Here is a 24600-nt window from a genome sequence, read left to right on the forward strand (position 1 = left end):
AAAAAGTACAACAATTCATAAATATCAGAAATTATCAAAAATAAGATAATTAGTAAAAGTAATATAATTATAAGAAGATTATTTTAAAAAACTTTATTTATGCAGATAAATTTTCTATAAAACAAAATAAAAAAAGGTACCCTTAATAAAATAAGCATACCTACACTCTTTCAATATTATTATATCTAGCCATTTTATAGTTATAATATTTTTTATTTAGACAAAAACTCTTGGTAAAACCTATTTACTTATAAACTTTCATTAAATCTTCTCCAATACATATATCTCCGGTTCTTAAAATTTCAACTTTATCTATGTCATAAGAATTGGTTATAACTATAGGAGTTATTACAGATTTAACGCTTTTCTTAATTTTTTCTAAGTCAAATCTTATAAGTTTTTGCCCACAGTAGACTTTATCTCCTGCATTTACTAATACTTCAAATCCATCTCCATTCATCTTTACAGTATCTAATCCTATATGTATTAGTATCTCCAAATCATCTTCACTCTTTATGCATATAGCATGTTTAGATGGCAAAAATACTTGAATTACCTCCCCATAAACAGGAGAAGATACGACTCCTTCTTGTGGTTCTATAGCAATCCCATCACCTAGCATTTTACTAGAAAAAGCACCATCAGGAACATCAGTTATACTTAATACTTTCCCTGTAAGTGGCGATTGTAATACTCCTTTTATATAATTACTTTTTACTTCTTCATTTTTATTTTTTGAGAATAACTTTTTGAACATATTAAATCTCCTCATTCCAACAATTTAAATTGACTTCTCGTGTTATCTACATTATACACTTTAATTCATAAAATATATTACTTGAAATATACTGTATATATTTATTCCAGTAATAATTATAGTCATATACGAGAACATATATTTAACTCTTTTGTCATCCATATTTTTACTAATCGAGGAACCTATAATTCCTCCTAATACTGCTCCTATTATCATAAAAGGTAATCCAGATAAATCATATATACCAAACCCTGTATTTATGAAAACTGTAACTAACTTTGAAATATTAGAAAATAAAATAGTTATAATGGAATTAAACGCAGCTTCTTTAGCTGATAATCCAAATAATATTGTAAACACAGCCACATTTATAGGACCTCCACCTATTCCTAAAAATGAAGATATAACCCCTAAAAAAATGCCAACAATAAAATATGTAATGTTAGTATTAAACTTAACATTTAAACTTTTATCTTTATATAAATAAACCATTACTAACAAAATAATCATTATAATATTTTGAGTTATTTTTATTATAGAAGGATTATTTACATATGAAATAGATAAATCTAATAACCTTTGACCTATAGTACCTCCTAATACTGATGCTCCACCAATTAAAATAAGTCTAAAATTTATTTTAAAAAATTTTGATTTAATTTGTTTATATACAGAAACAATTGCCATCGATAATACAGTAAATGATGATAACACACTTATTGTCGAAACATCAAATACTCCAATCAAATCTAGCACTGGCTTTATTATTACCCCTCCACCAATACCCGTTATAGCTCCTATAGTTGTTGAAAGTATAGCTATTACAAATAAAATTACATTCATTTAAAATCATCCTAACTAAATTTACTCTGCTCAAAACCCTCTAATTATACATAATTTTTAATCACTTTAACTTAGAATTCTAAATACTAAAATTATTTTAGTATTTGATTTTTATATACTAATACCGATATTTTTTCTAGGTCACTAAAAGTAGACATTAAAAATTCTTTATATCCACAGTAATTGTTACTAGAATCAATATACATAGAATTTTTCATTCTTTTGCATCCACCACCACATATTTTGTAAAAATTACAATTTAAACAAATATTTTCTTTGTCTATATCTTTATGCAAAAATTCTTGCATTTTAGATTTTCTTAAAATATCCAATAAAGTGTTATCTTTTATATTACCTAAATTAAAGTTATCTAGTACATAAAAATCACATGGATATACACTTCCATCAGCCTCTATTACAAATTGTGGTTGGCATTTTCCAATTATCCCACAGGTACTAGGAATTCCTGTAATTAAAATGGATATAAGATTATCAAACAAATTAATACTTATATAATTTCCTTTATTGAACTCATTTTTCCAAAGCTTAAATATTATTTTATAAAAGTATGCAAAATATTTAGGTTCTAAAGAGTACTCTGACTTAGTTTTACAGTCTAAATCATCTAAACAAGGGATAAACTGTATATACTTCACATCATTTGCTTTTATAAAATTAAAAACCTCTTTTGGATTAAGTGCAATCTGATTTGTCAAAACACATAGTATGTTAAAGTCTATTTTGTATGTTTCCAGTAGTTTTTTTGTATTTATTACATCTATATAACTTCCCTTATTATTTGAATATACACGATTTTTATCATGTAAATCTTCTAGTAAATCTAATGATAATCCTACTAAAAAATTATTTTTCTTTAAGAACTCACACCATTGATTGTCAATAAGAGTTCCATTCGTTTGAATAGAGTAGTTTACTGTTATATTTTTTTCCATTTTACTAACATACTCAATAAAATATTGGAAAAATTTTAATCCTGCTAAAGTAGGTTCTCCACCTTGAAAAGCAAATGTAACTCTATCTCCATTATCCAAAATTTCAAATGTATTATTTACTATATTTTTTACAGTGTCCTCCTGCATAATACCATAGGATTTTATTTCTCTTAAATCGCTCACATTTGCATAAAAACAATATTTACATCTCAAATTACATAACGATGAGACTGGTTTAATCAAAACTGATATACTTTTCATTATAAAAAACCTTCTTTTTTATATATTTTTACTTATTTAATGTTTTTTACTTGTTTAATATTTTCTACTTATCAGATAATAGTCTATAATATTCTTCTCTTCCTGGATAAGCTCTACCCTCTTCTATTTCTGTTTTCCATCTACTTGAACCTGTCCCTTTTACAGGTCCTTTTAAAAGTGGGTCATTCGTTTCTAACATCCAATTATCAACTTTCTTTCTCAATTCATTTGCTATGTCTTGATAATCTGAATCGTTTATTAGATTATTTTCTTCTAGTGGGTCTTTTCTTAAATCATAAAGTTCTTCTTTATCATTAGGAACATAAAATTTATCTCTAACAGCTTTACCTGATAAACTCAAATGTGAATCAACTGTAATATATACTTTAGGCCCATCTTCAAAATTTCTGACATAGCTATATTCATTAGTCCTTATGCCTCTCATTGGTCTATATTGGTCATGCCATGTCATCTCTGTAAAGAATGAGTCTCTACCTATATCTTCACTTGTTTTTAATAAATTGGCAAAACTTTCTCCATCTATATTCTTAGGAATTTCAGCTTCAATTAAATCTAGTATAGTTGGCAATAAATCAACATTACATAATAGTGCTTCTTTTTTCACATTTTTTTGAGAAGAATTAGGTAATAAAATTATAAGCGCTGTCTCTAATCCTGCTTCTTTTAGCATTCCTTTCGCTCCTGGAAATGCAACTCCATGGTCTGTTGTCAGTATAACAATTGTATTTTTATCTAATCCTGTTTCTTGTAATTTATTGTATATTTTGCCTATTGCCTCATCCAGTACTTTTGCTGAACCATTATATAAAGCTATATCTTTTCTTACATCTTCTGTATCAGGTAAAAACTTAAATACTTCTACTTCATCCAATTTATCTGCATAAGGTTCATATTCATCAAAATCTCTATGTGTTTCAAAAAATCCTACACTTAAGTAAAATGGCTTTTCTTGATTTTCTTTATATTCCTCTAAGAATTTAACTACCTCTTTAGCAACCTTAGGAGCTCTATCCCCTGGAACCGCTATAAAATTATCATATCCTAAGTCATAGGTTGAAGAAAATACTCTATCTTTTATTGGTGGTGCTTCATTTATTGTTTCATGGCTTAGCCCTATTAATGTTGTTTCATATCCGTTTTTTTGTAACTCCATAGGAAGTGTTGTATGTTTAGAATCTATACAAAAACCTAGATGTGCAAGTCCCATTAACCCATTATTATGAGGGTATAATCCAGTTAATATACTTCCTCTACTTGGACTGCATTGAGGTGCTGCACAAAAATAATTATCAAATTGAATTCCTTCTTGAGCTAATTTATTTATACATGGGGTTTCCACATTATATCCATAGTTACTGAATTTTCTACCACTATCATGAGAAATCATAAGTAAAATATTTGGTTTCATTAATACTACCTCTTTCCATTATTTTTTTATATCCTTACTATAAAATGCTACTGTTTCATAAGGTCTTAACTTTAACTTAGGTTCTAAATCTCGCTTTTCATAGTTCCCTATCAAATATGTAAGTGATTTTCCTAAAAATTCCTCACTAATCTCAACTTCAACTTCACAATCATAGAAGTTGTTAAATACTATCAATCTTTCATTTTCTAAGCTTCTAACATAAGCATAAACTTTATCATCATCTAGTAAAATTCCCTTATAGGAGCCTTCAGATATAATATTTAATTGCTTTCTTAAAGATATTAACTTTTGATAGAAATTAAAAATTGACCCTTCTTTAAGTTCCTTTTCAACATTTATCTCTTTATAATTTTCTGCTATTTTAATCCATGGCTTTCCATTTGTAAAACCTGAATTTAATTTGTCTGACCACTGCATAGGTGTACGACTATTATCTCTGGATTTGGACTTTATAATATTCATTATTGTTTCTTTTTCGATTTTATTTTTTAAAAATTCATTATAAGCGTTATGAGTTTCAACATCTAAATAATCATCTATTTTTTCAAAGTTTGGATTTGTCATACCTATTTCTTCACCTTGATATATATACGGAGTTCCTCTTAATAGATGTATTGTAGCAGCTAACATTTTTGATGCTTCCACTCTATATTCTTCATTACAAAATCTGCTAATAGCTCTTGGTTGGTCATGATTATTCCAAAATAGTGCATTCCATCCACCACCACTTTCAATCTTTTCTTGCCATTCATTTAAGAGTTTTTTCAGCATCATAAAGTCAAAAGGTATATCGTTCCACTTTTCTCCATTTTTATAATCTACTTTTAAATGGTGAAAATTAAATGTCATTGAAAGCTCTTTTTCTTCTGGAGAAGAATATAAGATACAATTTTCAATAGTTGTTGAAGACATTTCTCCAACAGTTGTTATGCCCTCAACTCTTCCAAAAGTTTCTTTGTTCATTTCTTTAATAAATTCATGGACAATAGGTTTATCTGTATACATTTCTTTTCCTAGATTATTTGTAGAATCGTTCAATTCTTCATCTTTACCAATCACATTTATTACATCAAACCTAAACCCCTTAACACCTTTATCTATCCAAAAATTTACAACTTTATATAATTCTTCTCTAACATTAGGATTACGCCAGTTGAGGTCAGCTTGTGTAACATCATATAAGTGTAAGTAGTACTTATCTGTATCTCCAAATTTTCCCCAAGCATTTCCTCCAAATTTAGATTTCCAATTTGTTGGTAGTTGATTATTTTCTTTGCCCTCTCTAATAAAATAGAAATCTTGATACTTTTTATCTCCTGCCAAAGCTTTTTTAAACCATTCATGTTCTGTTGATGTGTGATTTAAAACCATATCCAGCATCAATTCTATATTATATTTTTTACTTTCATCTACTAACTCTTCAAAATCCTCCATAGTTCCAAACATAGAATCTATTGATGTATAGTCAGCAATATCATATCCATTATCCCTTTGTGGAGAAACAAAAAATGGGTTAATCCAAATTATATCTACACCTAATTTATATAAATAAGGTAATTTCTCTCTAATTCCTTTTAAATCTCCTATCCCATCATCATTAGAATCATTAAATGATTTTGGATATATTTGATAAATAACTTTCTTCTTAAAATCCATATGCAAATTTCCCCCTTTCATTTTTGTCTAGACAAGTTTTATATTTTTATAATAAACCTTTTTTTTGTTAAAATCAATATTTACTCTAAATAAAAAAACATATTCCCTATAATCCTTCCATATTTCCTCTTACTTTTCTGATTTTCCAATAATATACAATTTATCTTTTAGCAATTAAATTTTAAAAATATTTAGGATAACGTTGACATAAAAATTTCTCTATGGTATATTATTTTCAAGATTTGTCTATACAACATCGTATTTTAAGAGGGAGGTAATTTTATGAGCACATTAAAAGAAAATACACATCATAAAGAGCAGGTTGAGCAAATCCTTGAAGCAATTGGGGGAGTAGAGAATATAATCTCTGCAACACACTGTATTACTAGATTAAGATTTGCTCTAAACTCAGAAAGTAAAGTTAATATAAAGCAATTAGAACAAATAGATATAGTGAAAGGAAGCTTTACCTCAAATGGTCAATTTCAAGTTATTATAGGGCCAGGTCTTGTAAATAAAGTTTATGCTACATTAATAGAAATTACTGGACTTAAAGAAGCAACAAAGGCTGAGGTTAAAGAGATTTCTAATAAAAAATTAAATCCACTTCAAAAAGCTATAAAGGTGTTGGCAGATATATTCATTCCTATATTGCCTGCTATAGTTGCCTCTGGTTTGTTGATGGGTATAAATAATCTACTTGCTAACCCAGGAATTTTCTATGAACAACCCTTTTTAGAAGTTCATAGTAATTGGGCTGGTATATCTAATATGATTAATCTTATAGCAAATACTTCTTTTTCATTTTTACCTGCACTAATAGGTTGGTCAGCTGTCAAAAAGTTTGGAGGAAATCCTGTACTTGGTATTGTATTAGGTCTTATTTTAATTAATCCAGATTTAATGCCTGGTGCACAATACTCTAAAACACCTGAAGCTGTTACTTACTGGAATATATTAGGTTTTAATATTGCTAAAATAGGCTATCAAGGACAAGTAATCCCTGTTTTATGTTCTTCTTATCTTTTAGCGACAATCGAAAAGTTCTTAACTAAAAAAATTCCTGAGATGGTTCAGCTTATTTTTGTTGCTCCTCTTACATTGTTAATAACTGGTTTCTTAACATTCTCTATCATAGGACCTATAACAATGTCATTTGCCAATTTAATTACAAGTGGAATTCTTGGATTGTTTGAAATTAATGCAGTACTTGCAGGAGCACTTTTTGGATTCATATTGTCTCCATTAGTTATAACAGGTATGCATCACTTATTCTTAGGTATAAATTTACAAATGATAGGTACTTTAGGATTTGCTACATTATGGCCAATACAAGTTATGGCTAGCCTTGGGCAAGGCGCAGCAGCTTTGACAATGTTTTTTATATTAAAAAATAAAAAAATCAAGGGTGTTGCATTAACAGCTTCAATTTCAGCTTGGTTAGGTATTACTGAACCTGCAATATTTGGTATAAACTTACGTTATCGTTTCCCATTCATAGCATCTATGATAGGTGCAGGTATAGCTGGAGGAGTTGTATCTTACTTTAATGTTAAAGCAAGTTCTATAGGTATATCAGGGTTACCAGCGTTTTTATCTATATTTACAGACCAATGGAGTGTTTACTTCTTAGCAATGGGGCTTTCTATAGCCATTACTTGTATCCTTACATACATATTCTCAAAGAGCAAATACTTTAATAAAGAATTCATAGAAAATTAAATAATATATAGTCTAATAAAAAAAGAGTGTCTAAATATACTGAAACCCAATCATTAGAATTTTGATTCAACAATTGAGGGTACAGTACAAAACAGACACTCTTTTATATAATTAAAGATTTCTTCTTCTTGCAAAATCTACAAATCTAAATTTATCAACTCTATGTCTAGATTCATGATACTGAAATAATCTTGTATCTTCTAAGTAAACTTCACTTCGTATCACTACAACATGTGTATCTGTTCCAACATCTAGCAATATTTTATCTTCTTCTGTAACAGGAGCTACTGTTACTTCTTTATTTGCATAACCTATTTTTAGTTCTAGATTTTTCTCTATATAATTAAATATTGAACTTTGAACTGCTGTTAATGGTATTTCTGGTATTATTTCAGATATAAAGTAATCTTTATCTAAAATAACAGCTTCTCCATTAATTTTTCTAAGTCTTTCAACTGCTATAACCTTAGTTTTTGTGTCTATACCCAGCTTTTTACAAATTTCTAAAGGCATAATCTCCTTTTTATTTTTTAGTACACTTATTTCTGTATCTAAATTTTTATTCTTTTGTAATTCATTGAAACTAATCAACCCTGACCCTTCTATTTCAAATTTATTTATATCTAAAACAATAGCCCCTTTACCTTGTTTTTTTTGTATAAACCCCTTCTCCAATAAAAGCGACTGCGCTTTTCTAATAGTTTCTCTTGATACTCGATATTTTTGAGCAAGCTTTACTTCTGTTGGTAAAAGCTCTCCTACTGCATATACATTATTTCTTATATCTTTCTCTAAATCTAAATATATTTCATAAAATTTCTTCAAGTAAATCACTCTCATTCATAATTAGTTTTAGTTTGTACACTCATCTCATTTTATATAAATATCATATTATGGGCTAAGCTGTCAAATAGTCTTGTTAATCTTTAAAGCAATAAATTACATAAGTAATATAATTAATTTCTTAAAATAATTTCCTACAAAAAAATAAACTCCAAATATTAGAGTTTATTATATATAGCTATCATTCATTACCTTTATATGCTTGTTACAAGATAATTATATTATTTAAGTAGATATAATCATATTATCGGTCTAATAAGTATAGTAAACAGACTTCTCAATATTATACAAAAGCTTACATCTTTAAATCTTGACTTAACAATACCAAGTAAAACACCAAAAACAGTACCTATAATAATTTTTGAAATAATAACTTCAAATGTATAGTAAGAGTTATTATATAACATTATGTAATTATGTATAACATCTATATATCCTATATTATAAATACCAGATAATATAGATGTTATACATATAACTTTACTCTTTGATTTTATAAAATTGTTTAAATAATTCCATATGTACTCTCTAAAAAATAATTCTTCAAATACTGGAACTATTAATACAGATAAAGTCATCATAGTTACATAAAAAAACATATAGCCTCTATTGTAATAAATTGAGATTACCACTAGAGATAAAGCTACTATAAAAAGTATCAAATTACATCTTTTTATAAGTACATTATCTTTATTTTCATTGAAAGCTTCTGTGATTTTTCTATTTCTCACCTTGTTATACAAAGAATTATTTTTTAAAAATAAAATTAATGATAACCCAACTATTGTAAAAGAAATTAAATTTACAATGTTAAAATTTTCAAGGGTAAATTCAAATTGACTTAGAAGTATATAATTTAAAATCATCCTTACTATCTGAACTATAAACATCAATGAAATAGAATCCATTATACATTTTTTATAACTATACTTCATCCCCAATTTAAATCACCCCATGTATATACTAATCGTAAAGTCCATTTAATACTCTACTCACAGTTGCTTTACTCCAACTTGTTTCACTTGAAATTTCTTTATAGCTTAAACCATCTCTTCTCAAGTTTTTTATATTATTTATATCATCATCAGTAATTTGTTTTTCCTTTGGCTTAAGACTATTTTTGTAGCTTCTAAGTCTATCTAATTCTGATTTTAAACTATCTACTTCAAACTGTTTTTTTTGAAGCTTACTCTCATAAGAGTCTCTCATTTCATTAAATTCTTTGATGTAGTTTACTTTCCAATCCTCATCAATCTTTGTTTTAAATATACCCATATTTGAACCTCCTTAAATTTTGTTACTCTAGTTATGTATCGATTATAAACATTAATTTCTATACTTATCTTTAAAATCCTTGTACATAACCCCTATATAAGTTAGTAAAATTCAGATATATTTTTACAATTTTAAATATATATTAACAATATCAAAAAAACATACTGTCTTAATATAATATATTATACATTAAAATTTATTAAAATGAACTTTTTCATAGTCCAAATCAGAGTCACAGTATGATTTTTTTTCTTCATCAGGGTAGCCTATAGAAATTATACATTCTACACTGTACTTATCAGGTATGTTCAGTTCATCTCTAATATATTTATCAGCATCTATACTATCATCATGCATCCTATTTCTTACTTGTATCCAGCAAGAACCTAATCCAAGCTCATGAGATTGAAGTTACTTCTTCTTTTTTTTAGAAATTCAATCATCTAAATCAACCCTTTCATAATAGCATACATTTTCTTTACATAATGCCCTACTAATACTGGAAATGTATTCTCTAGCCTTTGTATTATAAATACTTTTTATAATATTTTATCATAACAATAGAAAGATTTCTCTTTTCCTAGGAAACTCATTTCACCAATTTTGATAAATCCACATTTTATAAGCAATGAATTCATCTTTGAGTTTATTGAATATGTATCACTCTTTAAATATGATACATCATTTTCTTTAGCTAATTCTTCAGCAAAATCAACTAGTTTAGATGCAATTCCCATCTTTCTAAAACTTGGATTTACTGCCATTCTATGTACTACCATAGCCTTCTCATTAGACGACCAATTTAAATCTATATATTCTTTAGGTTCATCATAATTAATACATATAAATCCTGCTATCTTTCCATCTACTTCTTCTACATATAAATCTTGTTTATCAATATCAGAAACAAAGTCTTTATCTGATGGATAGTTTTCATCCCATTGTGTATTATTATAGCCTTTCATTTCCTCTACTGTTGATTTTATAATTCCCATGATACTATCTAAATCATTTATATTTGCTTTTCTAATCATAAAAATATCTCCTTATATTCATATATTAATTTACTACCTTTTTACTTTAAACCATTCTTCTTCTATATTTTTTCTCATTTTCTCTAGTATATTGTTTGCTGTTTGCTTCTCTTCATCTGTAAGATTATTAAAACAGATTTCTATACTTCTATTTTCTTCTTCAATTATTAACTCATATACTTCTAAAGATTTATTAGTTGGAGTTAAATTGTATCCTCTTTTATCAAACTCATCTTGCTTTTTATCCACATATCCTGCTTTTATTAACTTCTGTATAGCTTTGGTTGTAGTAGCCTTATCTACTTTTAACACATTTGATAATTCTACAAGGTTTATACCAGGATTTTCACAAATTCGTGTTAAAAAAGTAAATTGCCCTTTTTGTAACTTTAATTCTTTGTACTTCATATCATTTATTGAATTTACTGCTCTAGATAAAGTACCAACTTCTCTTAATATATTACTGTCTAAAGTTTTAATCAAATACACCTCCAATCAATACCTCTAAATTTAAAATATATTTAGTTGAACTTTCAACTATATTTGTATATTACTATATATTGGTTGAATATTCAACTAAAAAAATAACTTTTTTACATTTATTTTTATTCATATTTTTGAATGGATGCTTATAAATATATAATTACAGAGCTAAAAAAGAGCTGTTAATTGTCCCATATACAATTAACAGCTCTTTTTAGGCTTACATCATATTATTACTATAAACAACAACTAAATATATTTACATACCTCATCTGCAAATTCAGTAGTTGAAGCTGAACCACCTAAGTCTACAGTTAATTTACTTCCATCAAGAAATACTTTTTCTAAAGCTGTTTCTATCTTTTGTGCATTTTCATATTCCCCTAGGTATCTAAGCATCATTACTGACGATTGAATAAGAGCTGTTGGATTAGCTTTATTTTGCCCAGCTATTTGTGGAGCACTTCCATGAACAGCTTCAAATATAGCACAATCTTTACCAATATTTGCACTTGGAATTATACCTAAGCCTCCAACAAGACCAGCTCCCAAATCAGATAGTATGTCTCCATAAAGATTTGGCATTACCATTACATCGTAGTTTTCTGGATTTAAAACTAAGTTCATAGCTGCTGCATCTACAATTAAATCATCATACTCGACACCATGTTTTGATGCTACTTCTCTAAATACATCTAAAAACAAGCCATCAGACATTTTCATTATGTTTGCTTTATGTATAGCTGTAACTTTTTTTCTCTTGTTATCTTTAACATAGTTACATGCAAAGTCAACAATTCTCTCACTTGCACCTCTTGTTATTATCTTTATACTTTCAGCTGCATAATCACCTATCTTATGTTCTATACCAGCATATAAGTCTTCTGTATTTTCTCTTACTACCACTAAATCAACATCTTCATATCTTGACTTTATACCTTTAAAACTCTTAATTGGTCTTAAGTTAACATATAAATCTAATGCTTGTCTTAAAGTTACATTTACACTTCTAAATCCTTTCCCTACAGGAGTAGTGATTGGACCTTTTATAGCTATTTTGTTCTTTTTTATACTATCTATAATATATTGAGGAAGTGGAGTTCCATATTCTTCAATAACTGCTTCTCCTGCATTAACCTCTTCCCATTCTATCTCTACCCCAGTAGCTTCTACAACCTTTTTCATAGCTTTCGCAACTTCTGGTCCTATTCCATCTCCTGGTATAAGTGTCACTTTATACATTAATATTCCCTCTTTTCATATTAATTAGCTTGATTCTTAGTGTAATTTAATTTTCCACCTGCTTTTAATACATCAACTTCTTTTGCTGATAATTCTACTTTAACTTTGAAAGAAGTTCCTTTGCTTAAATTCTTAACCTCTAAAACACCACTATCTAAATTATCTAAAATATTTGGTATTTCCAGACTATCTAAAAGAGATAAATTTTCATAATCTTTTTCATCACAAAACTCCATTGGAATTATACCACTGTTTATTAAATTGGCTTTGTGTATTCTTGCAAAACTTTTCACTATTACTCCTTTAACACCAAGATACAATGGTGCTAAGGCAGCATGTTCTCTACTTGAACCTTGTCCATAGTTGTCTCCACCAATTATAAATCCACCATCATTATCTTTTGCTCTTTGAGGAAACTCTGTATCTACAGTATTAAAACAATAATTTGCAAGATATGGTATGTTACTTCTAAAAGGAAGTAACTTAGCATTTGATGGCATTATATGGTCAGTAGTTATATTATCTTCTGTCTTCAATATTACTTTTCCACTTATAGACTCACTTAGTTCTGTATTAAGAGGGAAAGGCTTTATATTAGGACCTCTAACTACTTCTACATCGCTTCCTACATCAGAAGGCTTTATTATCATACTATCATCTATTAAAAATTCATTTACATCTAAGTTTTCAAATTTAACATCAAATTCTCTTGGGTCTGTAAGTTGTCCCTTTATAGCACTTACTGCTGCTACTTCTGGGCTCACTAAATATACTTGTGCTGATAGAGTTCCACTTCTTCCATAGAAGTTTCTATTGAAAGTTCTTAAAGATACAGAATCAGTTCCTGGAGATTGACCCATACCTATACATGGCCCACAAGAGTTTTCTAATATTCTAGCTCCAGCACTTATTATATCTCCTAAAGCTCCATTTCTAGCTATCATTTCCATAACCTGTCTTGAGCCTGGTGCTATTACCAAACTTACATTCTTATGAACTTTGTTGCCTTTTAAAATTTGGGCTACTTTCATTAAGTCTTCATAAGAAGAATTTGTACAGCTTCCTATCGCAACTTGGTCTATTTTAATCTTTCCTATATTTTCGACTTCATCTACATTGTCTGGACTATGAGGTTTTGCAGCTAATGGTTTTAATTCATCTAAGTTTATAGTAATCTCTTCATCATAAATTGCATCTGAATCAGATTTTAGCTCCATCCAAGCATCTTCTCTTCCTTGACTCTTAAAAAACTCTAGTGTTTTTTCATCACTTGGGAATATTGAAGTAGTTGCTCCAAGCTCAGCTCCCATATTTGTTATTGTGGCTCTTTGTGGAACAGATAGATTTTTAACACCTTCTCCTCCATATTCATAGACTTTACCTACGCCACCTTTTACAGTTTGTTTTCTCAACACTTCTAATATTATATCTTTTGAAGATACCATATTATTTAATTTTCCAACTAAGTTTACCTTACAGACTTTTGGTGCTTTTATATAGTATGCTCCTCCTGCCATAGCTAGAGCAACATCCAATCCCCCAGCACCAATAGCCATCATACCAACACCACCAGCAGTAGGTGTGTGGCTATCAGAACCCAAAAGTGTATCTCCTGGTGTTGAAAATCTTTCTAAAAACACTTGATGGCAGATACCATTTCCTGGTTTAGAAAAATAAACACCATATTTATCAGCTACTGTTTGTATATATTTATGGTCATCTGCATTTTCAAATCCTTGTTGTAACATATTATGGTCTACAAATGCAACGCTTCTTTTTGTTTTTACTTTATCTATGCCCATAGCTTCTAATTGAAGATATGTCATTGTTCCAGTGGAATCTTGTGTTAAAGTCTGGTCTATTTTTATCCCAATTGAATTGCCAGCAACAGCCTCTCCATCCACTATATGTTTTTTTATTATTTTATAAACTATATTATCTCCCATACTTTCCTCCTAAACAATTATATCTTAAATATATGAACCTCTAACTGCTTCTTCTTCTGTTGTACCTTTTTCATGTGCTAGTATATCACAATATAATTGAAGAATCTCTTTATCCATCAAACTTCTTTTCAATCTTATAGATGTAGCTCTTATGGCATTTAATAATTTGGTAGCGTTTTCTGGAGAAATATACATTTCATATTCACTCAATTTATTTATTACTGCTGCTCTTCCTGAATGCTTTCCTATTACTATCTTTCTTTCAAGATTTACTTCACTTGGGTCAAATGGTTCATAGTTATGTGGGTCTTTTAAAGCTCCATCTGCATGTATACCTGATTCATGTATAAACATATTATCTCCAACTACTGGTTTCCATGTAGGAAGTATTCTTCCTGATGCTTGTGACACATACTCACATATCCCTCTAAACTTTCTAGTATCTACGTTATTTAAATCACATTTATAGATGCATTTAAGTGCCATTAAAACTTCTTCTAACGCTGCATTTCCAGCTCTCTCACCTAAGCCATTAACTGTAACTCCAACATAGTTTGCTCCTGCTGCTAATCCTGCAAGTGCATTTGCTGTTGCCATACCAAAATCATTATGTGTATGCATTTCTATGTCAAAATTAGTTCTTTCATAAAGAGTTTCTATTGCATTTTTTATAGAAAAAGGATTCATAACTCCTACAGTATCACAATATCTAAATCTATCTGCTCCTGCTTGCTTTCCAACATTTATAAACTCAGTTAAGAAGTCGATATCCGCTCTTGAAGCATCTTCTCCATTTACTGAAACATATAATCCATTTTTCTTTGCAAATTCAACTGTCTTAGCCATGTTCTCTAAAACCCAACCTCTAGAAGTTCTAAGTTTATTTTCTATATGAATATCAGATACTGATATTGATATGGCTACTGCATCAACACCACAAGAAATAGATTCTTCAACATCTTTTATCACTGCTCTATTCCAAGCCATTATATCTGCTTTTAAATTTCTATTGCATATGTGCTTTATTACATTTTTTTCGTCTCCACCCATAGTAGGTATACCAACTTCAATTTGGTCGACACCTAAATCACTTAACATCTCAGCAATCATTATTTTTTCTCTATTCGCAAATACAACCCCAGCTGTTTGTTCTCCATCTCTTAAAGTAGTATCTACTATTTTGATTTCCTTTGCTCTATCTTTTGATATAATGCACATATTAATGCCCCCCTTAGTATACATTTAGTTTTAATAATATTAGGTCTTATTTTTCAGTGATGTCTCTAACTTTTGATTATTTTTTTATTTTTTATTCATTTTAATTTCATTTGCAATTTATTTTTTTAGCTTTTCATATCTTGTAATCTATTATATTACTTTATATTAATTATTGCACTATATTTTTTCCTTTTTGTGAAAACTTCTTAAAAATGAAAGTTATTATGTTTTTCTTGCATTTTAATTTAATTTATAAATAGATTTATTTTCAAAAAACCTTTTAAATTAAACCTCTAAAATTCTAGCTAAAATTTAATTTAATCTACACTATATTTTAAGAGTTATACACTATATTTTTAAACTATATAAATAATAATCGAAAAAATTACTAAAAATACTTACAAATATGATATTATTAATTGATTAATAAAATAGAAAATTTTTCATGAAAGGTAAGATAATAATGGATTTTAAGAGCTTAGGAATTAGCGAAGATACTATAAATATTATAAAAACATCAGGAATAACAACACCTACACCTATACAAAAAGAAAGTATTCCTTTAATAAAATCAGGAAAAGATGTCATAGCAGAAGCTCAGACTGGGACAGGTAAAACACTTGCTTTCTTGCTTCCGATATTTGAGAATATATCATTGGATATAGATGATATACAAGTACTTATACTGTCTCCAACTAGAGAACTTGCTATTCAAATAACAGAAGAAGCTATAAAACTTAAAGAATCTAAGGATATAAATATTCTAGCAGCTTATGGTGGAAAAGACATTGGTTCTCAGATAAAAAAACTAAAAGGAAATATTCATATGATTATAGCAACACCAGGTAGACTTCTAGACCACTTAAATAGAAAAACAATTGACCTTAGCAAATTAAAAACTTTTGTTTTAGATGAAGCAGACCAAATGTTGCTTATGGGATTTAAAAATGAGGTTGAAGCTATTTTAAAAGAAACTTCAAATAAAAAACAGACATTATGCTTTTCTGCAACTATGGATTCTCAAGTTAAAAAATTAGCTTATAGATATACAAAAAATCCTGTTGTTGTTTCTATTGAAAAAGAAGAAATTACTCTTACTAATATAAAACAAGAAGTAGTAGAAACTACAGATAGAAAGAAATTAGATGCTTTATGCAGCGTTTTAAATGAAGACAATCCTTTTATGGCTATAATATTCTGTAGAACTAAAAGAAGAGTTGACAACCTTGAAGAGGCTCTTGCTATACGAGGATATAATTGTCAAAAGTTGCATAGTGATATCGCCCAATCAAAGCGAGAAAGAATAATGAAATCATTTAGAAATTTAGAAATACAATATTTAATAGCTACAGACGTAGCTTCTCGAGGTCTTGATATATCAGGAGTAAGTCACATATATAATTACGATTTACCAGAAACGCCTGAAGACTATATTCACCGTATTGGTAGAACTGGTAGAGCTGGAGAACAGGGTTATACTTGTGCTTTTATTGACCCTAAAAACGAGAGAATATTAAGTGAAATTGAAACAGCTATAGAATCTAAAATTAATAGAAGAATTGTAAAATTATAATATATAGGCTAACTATCAAATTGTCAACTGCCAACTACCCTAAAGGGTAGTGGCTTGTAGGAGATTACAAGTTAGTTGAATAGCCTAAGTTTTAACTACGTTATGTAAGAATATATAGGTACTTTAGGATACTTCTCTAGTCCTAAACTCTACAGTGTATCATTAAACATCACTGATGGCAGGCGAAGTGTGGTATATTTAAAACCTTTCATAACATTGGCGAAGAGAGCTTACCACCGTAAGGTGAGGTTAAATTATCTGAAAGGATTAATATTATGGTGTATGTAATTAGCTTTGAAGGAAAACCGTTAATGCCTACTAATAATGCAAAAGCTAGAAAATTATTAAAACAAAAGAAAGCTACTGTTAAAAGAGTTAATCCATTTACTATACAATTACTGTATAAAACGGATACTGAATATATTCAATCTGTAACATTAGGGATAGATAGCGGATATTTAAATATAGGATTTTCAGCTATAACAGATAGTAAAGAATTGATAGTTGGAGAAGTAAAGTTGCTTCAAGGTATGAAAGATAGATTATTAGAAAAAAGTCAATATAGAAGAATTAGAAGACAAAGATTAAGATATAGAAAACCTAGATGGAACAATAGAAAAATAGAAAATGGATGGTTAGCACCAAGTTTACAACATAAGTTAGATACTCATGTTAAATTTATAGATTATCTTAATTCAATACTGCCTATTAAAAATATAGTAATAGAGGTTGCCAACTTTGATATACAAAAAATCAAGAATCCTGATATATATGGAGTAAAGTATCAGCAGGGAGAACAAATTGGTTTTTGGAATGTAAGGGAATATGTACTTCATAGAGATGGACATAAATGTCAAAATCCTAATTGTAAGAATAAGAATAAAGAACAGATATTAGAAATTCATCATATTAAGTACAAGAGTGATAGTGGTTCTGATGCTCCTAGTAATTTAATAACTTTGTGTAATAAGTGTCATACATCTCCTAATCATAAAAAGGGTAAATTTCTGTATGATTGGTGTGAAAATGGTAAAAAGGTTAAAGATTTTAAAGATGCTACATTTATGTCAATGATAAGATGGTACTTATTGGAACAGTTGAAAGAAAAATATACTAACATTAAAGCAACTTATGGTTATTTGACTAAAAATCATAGAATTGAACATGGTATAGAAAAAAGTCATTTTAATGATGCTTTTGCTATAGCTAAAGGTGTTAATCAAGTTAGAAATTTAGAAGTATTTAAAGTTGAACAATCAAGATTAAACAATAGAAGTCTTGAAAAATTCTATGATGCTAAATATATAGATAATAGAACTGGTGAGAAAGTTTCTGCAAGTGAACTTAATTGTGGAAGAAGAACTAGAAACAAGAATTTAAATTCTGAAAATCTTAGAGTGTTCAGAGGTCAGAAAATATCTAAAGGTCAAAGAAGAATAAGGAAGCAAAAATCATTGTATCAGCCAAATGACTTGATTAAATATGATGGAAAAGTTTATACAGTTAAAGGCAGTCAAAATGAGGGGCAATATATAGCTTTAAAAGAAATCAAAAAAGTGCCAAATGTAAAACTAATTAAACCATATATATTTAAGAAGGGATTGAATTGGAGTTGTGGATTATGTTAGTAGAAATCATTCTAAGTGTTTGTTATTGGTACATCTGATATTTGTATGTAAATACAGAAAAAACTTGTTAATTAAATTTGGTGATGAAATTAAACATATTCTTAGTAATATAGCAAAAGAAAAAGATTTAATCATAGTGAAATGGAAGTTGATAAAAATCATGTGCATCTATTAGTTAAATATAGACCAACAATTTCTATATTAGAGATAGTAAGATGGTTTAAGCAAATTTCAACTTATAGGATTTGGAGAATTAACAATAACCAATTATATCTTAACAAATATTTCTGGAAGGAAAAAACTTTTTGGTCAGATGGATACTTTGCTTGTAGTATAGGAAATGTTTCTAAAGAAACTATTGAAAGATATATACAAAGTCAGGGATAGGCTTACATCCACTAACCTAAAGGTATAGTGGTTTTACGCCTTAATTTATAAAAATTGAATAAATAAAAATGTATGTGTACTTATCTTGGATAAATTCACATACATTTTTATATTGTTTCATTTTAATAATATTGTTAATATCATTTTAAATTTTTTCTGATATTAATCTTATATTAATTTTGCACTTAAGTCATCATTAATGAATCTTTTATAGAACATCTTTTTATACTTAAGCTACTAATTTATACTATAAATTCTCAACATTCTCATCTAAATCTGCTGGCCATTTAGCCTCTGGATGTTCTTTTGCAAATTTCTTATTCTTATAATGACCCAATGTTAGAAAAGGTATAACTATAGTGAATAGACCAAGATAACCACAATATCCATATCCATACTTAACTATGTTACTTAACCCTGTAAGAGATATAAGCATTGATACTACCATTATTGCACATGCTGTAAATACTCTTCTTTTCATTTTTGAAGAAAGGAAAGAAAGTGCTTTATGGTCTTCAAATCTATTTACAAGACCAAATATTGTAGTTACTCCTGTAGACATCAAACAAAGGAATAGTGCTACATTATAAATTATGTATATAGTGTTATTTCCAGATTGACCTGCAACATAAAGAGTAGGAAGCGTTGTTTGTCCAGCAGCAGTAAATTCTCTATACCATCCCATTAGCATAGTTACAGCAAGCCCCAACGCAACTGCATTCATAACAAATGAAACTATCATTGCTTTAGTAGCTTCTTTGGAATTTTTAAGAAGTGGTCTTGAACAGCTTGCAAGTGTAGGTATAACAACTGATTGGAATCCTGCATAAATAAAAGTATTAAGTATTGGCTTAAAGTATCCAGGTGTGAAGCTTGTTCTGTTTGAGAATATTTCAGATATTTCTGGTACCTTAGCTTTTATACCCACTATAAAAATAGTAAGAGTACATACTAATATAGCTATGGTCATTGCTGTTGCTGCTTTAGATACAAGCATAGCTCCAAATATAGTAAAAATAAGAAGTACAATTCCGATAATAAAGACGGCTATAAAATAATTAATTCCTATACTCTGAAAAACTGCTGCTGCACCTGCTATAACAGCGCTTACAGCTATTAAAACCATTAGATAATAATATATCTCCCATATTATTTCAAGTTTTGGATATGGACTCCAAAGTTCACAAAATAAATCCTTATAATTCTTACAATTATTATTATTATACATTATAATAACTTCTCTCATCGTAGCAGTAAGTATAATCATTGCTAAAATTGCCATGAGTGGTGCAATCCATCCATATTGCACATAATACTGAGTTTCTTGATTTCCTGTAGCAAACCCTCCACCTGCATGCGAACTAAAAAGAACACTTGCAACTCCAAATATAGCTAGAATAGAGCCTGTTGCTTTTGCTTTTTTTACATTTTTTTGCATAAAATCATCCTCTCTAGAAATAATAGTAAAAAATTTATAATTTAACATACATTTGACAAAATAATAACATTTTTGTCAAGTTAATTCAACAGTAATTTTTCTAAAAATTTACAATTTTAATTTTTTTATTTCTAATCAGGTAAATTTCATGCGTTTATTTTATTATTATGAATTAATAATATTTTTATATTATGTTTTGTTATATGAAACTGTTTTTATAATGTTAAATTTTTTACAAATGGACTTATCTAATTAGATAATGATTAACATACCTATAATAGTTATAATCATTTATTACTATATTTGCATTCTTATTGAAATCATTAAGACTTATATATAAAAATAAATTTATATTTAAAATAATATTGTATTTAGATAAACTAATTTAATTTACTTCTCTTTATATCATCATTATTAATACATAATAAAATTATCTACTAATGAAAATATTAAATAATTAAAAACATCTTTTTTTTAAATTAATACTATATGCTTATAGTTAATCCTACTCCAACTTCATTTACATTTAACATTTCATTCATCTTAGCCTTTACCTTAAAAGAAACACAGTGACAAGGATACAACATGTTTATTTCTTCTTTTTTCAAATATTGAATAGTACTACCTAGTCTATCATCCAATTCAAAAAGATGAAAACCACCCAAGATTCCAACAATTCTATTATCACCACATACTTTTTTGGCATATTCCACTATATTACAAATTCCACTATGAGAACATCCTGTAACAATAAAAATACCTTTATCAGTCTTACATGCTATAGCCGAATCATCTAAAACATAATCATCATCCCATAAATTTTCTGATTTATATTTTCCTATTTTTGCTCTTTTTTCAAAGTTATTTATAGAGGGAATCTCTCCTAAGAATATACAATTTTCACTTATCTTAAAAGGTTTACTCTTTGGTTCATACATAAAAGTATTTCTAGCTTTCTCAATAGAAAATGGTGCTCCTATATTATCACCTCCACATTTTTTAGGTTTAAGACAATTAGGGTGTGCTATAAGCTTAACTTTAGATAAATCATATTTATTTGCTAAAAATTGAATACCCCTTGTATGGTCATTATGTCCATGAGAAAAAATAACATAAGTCAAGTCTCCTAAATCTATATCCATTTTTTCAGCATTTGATATAAATACCTCTGAATAGCCTGCATCAAATAAAATTCTATTTCCATCAATCTCAATATAATAACTAACTGCTGGTTCTCCAACAAAGTACCTATCAATATATGTATTATTATCAACGAGAACTTGTATCTGCATCTTTTCCATAATAATCACTCCTTAAATTGTTGTTTAGTTTAATAGTACGATATTACAATGTATTTTACAATTTAATCTCTTCAATTTCACATTAAAAAAGAGAATTCTATAATATAAAATTCTCTTTTTATTAAATTTATTTTCTTTTATAAACTCGTATTATTAGATAGTTTTAAATTAAAAATTTATACATGTTGTATATTCGTATAATTTGATATCTCAGAGTTAACTGTATATAAATCATCAACGCTCAAATCATGTATATCTTTATGACCAGAAATTCTAGCAAAAGTCTTAAGCTCTTCTAAACTAACATTTAAGAAATTTGCCACTCTATTTGCACTATTTTCCATATGTAATCTTTTTCTTAATTCCTCATCTTGAGTAGCTACTCCTACAGGACACTTACCAGAACCACATATACGATATTGTTGACATGCTGCTGCCATAAGAGCAGAACTAGCAATTGCAATTGCATCAGCTCCCATAGCTATGGCCTTAGCAAAGTCAGTAGATATACGAAGACCACCTGTTATAACTAAGTCTATATCTAATCCATGTGTATCTATGTATTTTCTAGCACGATAAAGAGCAAATATTGTTGGAACTGAAGTTGCATCCTTAAGTAACTTTGGACTTGCTCCAGTAGCTCCACCACGTCCATCAATAGTCATAAAGTCAGGTTTAGCATAAGCTATAAATTCCATATCTCTCTCAATGTGCCCAGCTGAAATTTTAATACCAATTGGACGTCCTTCTGAGACCTCTCTAAGCTCATCTACAAGTTTCTTTAAGTCTTCTTTTGATTGTATTTCTTCAAAACAAGATGGACTTATAACATCTTGTCCTACAGGCTTATTTCTAACTTTGGCAATTTCTTCAGTTACTTTTTCACCTGGAAGATGACCTCCCATACCAGGTTTTGTTCCCTGACCAATTTTTATCTCTATAGCATCAGAATTTTTAAGATTTTCTTCAGTTACACTATACTTATTTGGGACATATTCAAAAATATACTTATATGAAGCTTCCATTTCTTCTGGTAATATACCACCCTCACCACTACACATAGCTGTTTTATTTTTAGCTGCACCTTTTGCTAAAGCTATTTTTAATTCTTTAGACAAAGCACCAAATGACATATGAGAAATATAAACTGGATTTTCTATTACCATAGGTTTTTTTGCTTTTTTTCCTATTATTGTTGTTGTATTTACTTCATCATGTTCATTTAGAGGTAATGGATTTAATTGAGCTCCCATAATTAAAATATCATCCCAAGAAATTACTGGTAGTTTAGTTTTCATAGGCTCTATTATAGACTTTCCTGTAACAGCCATTTCATGAATTATATCCATATGTTGCTCAACTTCATCATCTCTTCTTAAATATGTATTTAAATAATTTAAATCACCTGTTTTTTCACTATTTACATCAGATTTTTCTTGAACAGATGCTTCTATTTTATTTTCTTTATTTTCTTCACCTTCAAAATACACAGTACTTATTTTTCCAAAATAACTACGACCTTTTGTACATACAGGACATGTCCAGTCTTCACTTAACTCATCCCATGTTTTATCATTTTTAGATTCATCATAAATATATCCACAAACACTACATTTATAAATTGACATATTATTTTCTCCTTATACTCTATTAATCTCAAAACAAATTAAGATTTGAAATTATATAAATTTATAGGAGGCTATTTTTATAGAAATAAATTTCTATTTTTTAGCCTCCTTTTTAATTCAGTTTATTTAAATATTACAATTCAGCTTTCCATAATCCATGTAAATTACAATAAGCATATGCAGATACTACTTTATCATCATCATTCAAAGCAAATTTAACTACAGGCTCTCCATCTACTGCTAGACATTTACGTTGACCACCTTGTTCAGTCATAAGATACACCCATGCTATATGATGTTCTTTAGTCATTGGATGAGCAACACTACTTACTTTAACAGTAACATTATTGCCATCTACTTCAATCACAGGCACATGTTTTTCAACTGCTGCATCTGTTGTATTGGGAACAAGCTCTTTCATAGGCTTTCCACAACAGAAAACAGGAACACCTGCACTGTGTATCATCCCTATAAGATTACCACAAGTCTCACATATAAAAAATCTTTTTTCACTACACATAAACTCACCTCATTAATTATTTTTAGAATTTGAAAAGTTAACCTACTTGGCTACACTTTCTACAATTATTACAAATCCCTTTAAAACTTATGTTATAAGATGTTATTTTTATGTCTGTTTCTTCTGATATTGATTCTTTTAAATTGCTAAGAATTTCAGATTCTAAATCGTACACCTCTCCACATACTTCACATATAATATGATAGTGATTTTCTGTTCTACCATCAAATCTATCTGGATTTCCTGGAATACTAACTTTTTTTATAAAACCATGTTCTGTTAGCTGAGCTAAATTTCTATACACAGTCCCTAAGCTTAAACTCGGATTATCTTTTTTTAGATTTTCATACAAACAATCAGCAGTAGGATGAACTGGATTATTTAATATTTCATTTAAAATCAGTTCTCTTTGTTTAGAAAATTTCATAGTTAACATTCCTTT

21 protein-coding genes and 2 pseudogenes are annotated in these 24600 nt (G+C 28.5%); 4 read left to right on the forward strand and 19 right to left on the reverse strand.

The window, feature by feature from the left end:
• Positions 1–244: 244 nt before the first annotated feature.
• From KGF48_RS12440 to treC, 5 genes are all read right to left on the reverse strand, one after another.
• Positions 245–757 (reverse strand): PTS glucose transporter subunit IIA, encoded by a 513-nt coding sequence (locus KGF48_RS12440; RefSeq protein ID WP_227868089.1) that lies wholly within the window; start codon positions 755–757, stop codon positions 245–247.
• 60 nt (positions 758–817) lie between these two features.
• Entirely contained in the window at positions 818–1600 is a 783-nt protein-coding gene (locus KGF48_RS12445) for a sulfite exporter TauE/SafE family protein (RefSeq protein ID WP_227868090.1), read from the reverse strand.
• A gap of 92 nt (positions 1601–1692) precedes the next feature.
• Positions 1693–2814 carry a radical SAM/SPASM domain-containing protein gene (locus KGF48_RS12450; RefSeq protein WP_227840109.1) on the reverse strand — a complete coding sequence of 374 codons (1122 nt, stop codon included), beginning with the start codon at positions 2812–2814 and terminating at the stop codon, positions 1693–1695.
• A gap of 64 nt (positions 2815–2878) precedes the next feature.
• Positions 2879–4243: a sulfatase gene (locus KGF48_RS12455; RefSeq protein WP_227868091.1), complete on the reverse strand. Its 1365-nt coding sequence runs from the start codon at positions 4241–4243 to the stop codon at positions 2879–2881.
• An 18-nt stretch (positions 4244–4261) separates the two neighbouring features.
• Positions 4262–5920 (reverse strand): alpha,alpha-phosphotrehalase, encoded by a 1659-nt coding sequence (treC, locus tag KGF48_RS12460; RefSeq protein WP_227868092.1) that lies wholly within the window; start codon positions 5918–5920, stop codon positions 4262–4264.
• 282 nt (positions 5921–6202) lie between these two features.
• Between treC and treB the strand changes: the two genes are divergently transcribed.
• Positions 6203–7642 (forward strand): PTS trehalose transporter subunit IIBC, encoded by a 1440-nt coding sequence (gene treB / locus KGF48_RS12465; RefSeq protein WP_227830135.1) that lies wholly within the window; start codon positions 6203–6205, stop codon positions 7640–7642.
• A gap of 111 nt (positions 7643–7753) precedes the next feature.
• Here the strand turns inward: treB and treR are convergent, their stop codons facing one another.
• The 9 genes and pseudogenes from treR to nifV form a co-directional block, all read right to left on the reverse strand.
• Entirely contained in the window at positions 7754–8467 is a 714-nt protein-coding gene (gene treR / locus KGF48_RS12470; RefSeq protein ID WP_227868093.1) for a trehalose operon repressor, read from the reverse strand.
• A gap of 257 nt (positions 8468–8724) precedes the next feature.
• Positions 8725–9420 carry a CPBP family intramembrane glutamic endopeptidase gene (locus tag KGF48_RS12475; RefSeq protein WP_227841343.1) on the reverse strand — a complete coding sequence of 232 codons (696 nt, stop codon included), beginning with the start codon at positions 9418–9420 and terminating at the stop codon, positions 8725–8727.
• Positions 9421–9448: 28 nt separating this feature from the next.
• On the reverse strand, positions 9449–9760 hold the full coding sequence (locus tag KGF48_RS12480) for a helix-turn-helix domain-containing protein (RefSeq protein ID WP_227433351.1): 312 nt from the start codon (positions 9758–9760) through the stop codon (positions 9449–9451).
• A 189-nt stretch (positions 9761–9949) separates the two neighbouring features.
• Positions 9950–10156: pseudogene (locus tag KGF48_RS12485) on the reverse strand (NAD(P)H nitroreductase); the annotation flags it as partial.
• A 143-nt stretch (positions 10157–10299) separates the two neighbouring features.
• A complete protein-coding gene (locus KGF48_RS12490) occupies positions 10300–10794 on the reverse strand; it encodes a GNAT family N-acetyltransferase (protein ID WP_227841341.1) in 495 nt (164 codons plus the stop codon).
• Between the two features lie 33 nt (positions 10795–10827).
• Positions 10828–11277, reverse strand: a complete 450-nt coding sequence (locus tag KGF48_RS12495) for a MarR family winged helix-turn-helix transcriptional regulator (RefSeq protein ID WP_227830131.1) — start codon at positions 11275–11277, stop codon at positions 10828–10830.
• Between the two features lie 249 nt (positions 11278–11526).
• Entirely contained in the window at positions 11527–12519 is a 993-nt protein-coding gene (locus tag KGF48_RS12500; protein ID WP_227482972.1) for an isocitrate/isopropylmalate dehydrogenase family protein, read from the reverse strand.
• Between the two features lie 20 nt (positions 12520–12539).
• Positions 12540–14465 carry an aconitate hydratase gene (locus KGF48_RS12505; RefSeq protein WP_227841342.1) on the reverse strand — a complete coding sequence of 642 codons (1926 nt, stop codon included), beginning with the start codon at positions 14463–14465 and terminating at the stop codon, positions 12540–12542.
• Between the two features lie 24 nt (positions 14466–14489).
• A complete protein-coding gene (gene nifV, locus KGF48_RS12510) occupies positions 14490–15683 on the reverse strand; it encodes a homocitrate synthase (RefSeq protein ID WP_227433357.1) in 1194 nt (397 codons plus the stop codon).
• 445 nt (positions 15684–16128) lie between these two features.
• Here nifV and KGF48_RS12515 point away from each other — a divergent pair, with 445 nt between their 5' ends.
• The 3 genes and pseudogenes from KGF48_RS12515 (at position 16129) to tnpA (ending at position 19271) form a co-directional block, all read left to right on the forward strand.
• Positions 16129–17256, forward strand: a complete 1128-nt coding sequence (locus KGF48_RS12515) for a DEAD/DEAH box helicase (protein WP_227830128.1) — start codon at positions 16129–16131, stop codon at positions 17254–17256.
• A 275-nt stretch (positions 17257–17531) separates the two neighbouring features.
• Positions 17532–18884 (forward strand): RNA-guided endonuclease IscB, encoded by a 1353-nt coding sequence (gene iscB / locus KGF48_RS12520; RefSeq protein WP_227843015.1) that lies wholly within the window; start codon positions 17532–17534, stop codon positions 18882–18884.
• A pseudogene (gene tnpA / locus KGF48_RS12525) lies at positions 18871–19271 on the forward strand (IS200/IS605 family transposase). Before iscB ends, tnpA begins: the two are co-directional and overlap by 14 nt.
• Positions 19272–19518: 247 nt before the next feature.
• Here tnpA and KGF48_RS12530 read toward each other — a convergent pair.
• From KGF48_RS12530 to KGF48_RS12550, 5 genes are all read right to left on the reverse strand, one after another.
• Positions 19519–20709: a hypothetical protein gene (locus KGF48_RS12530; protein WP_227829635.1), complete on the reverse strand. Its 1191-nt coding sequence runs from the start codon at positions 20707–20709 to the stop codon at positions 19519–19521.
• A 485-nt stretch (positions 20710–21194) separates the two neighbouring features.
• On the reverse strand, positions 21195–22010 hold the full coding sequence (locus KGF48_RS12535) for an MBL fold metallo-hydrolase (RefSeq protein ID WP_227868094.1): 816 nt from the start codon (positions 22008–22010) through the stop codon (positions 21195–21197).
• A 176-nt stretch (positions 22011–22186) separates the two neighbouring features.
• The gene (locus tag KGF48_RS12540) at positions 22187–23638 is read right to left on the reverse strand and encodes a glutamate synthase-related protein (RefSeq protein WP_227842805.1); all 1452 of its coding nucleotides are present in this window, start codon (positions 23636–23638) and stop codon (positions 22187–22189) included.
• Between the two features lie 133 nt (positions 23639–23771).
• Positions 23772–24158, reverse strand: a complete 387-nt coding sequence (locus tag KGF48_RS12545; RefSeq protein ID WP_227829638.1) for a desulfoferrodoxin family protein — start codon at positions 24156–24158, stop codon at positions 23772–23774.
• Positions 24159–24195: 37 nt separating this feature from the next.
• Positions 24196–24585, reverse strand: coding sequence for a Fur family transcriptional regulator (locus KGF48_RS12550; RefSeq protein ID WP_227829639.1), 390 nt, complete (start codon positions 24583–24585; stop codon positions 24196–24198).
• Positions 24586–24600 lie beyond the last annotated feature (15 nt).

The sequence above is a fragment of the Clostridioides sp. ZZV15-6388 genome, assembly GCF_020657755.1.
In the GTDB taxonomy this organism is placed as follows: domain Bacteria; phylum Bacillota; class Clostridia; order Peptostreptococcales; family Peptostreptococcaceae; genus Clostridioides.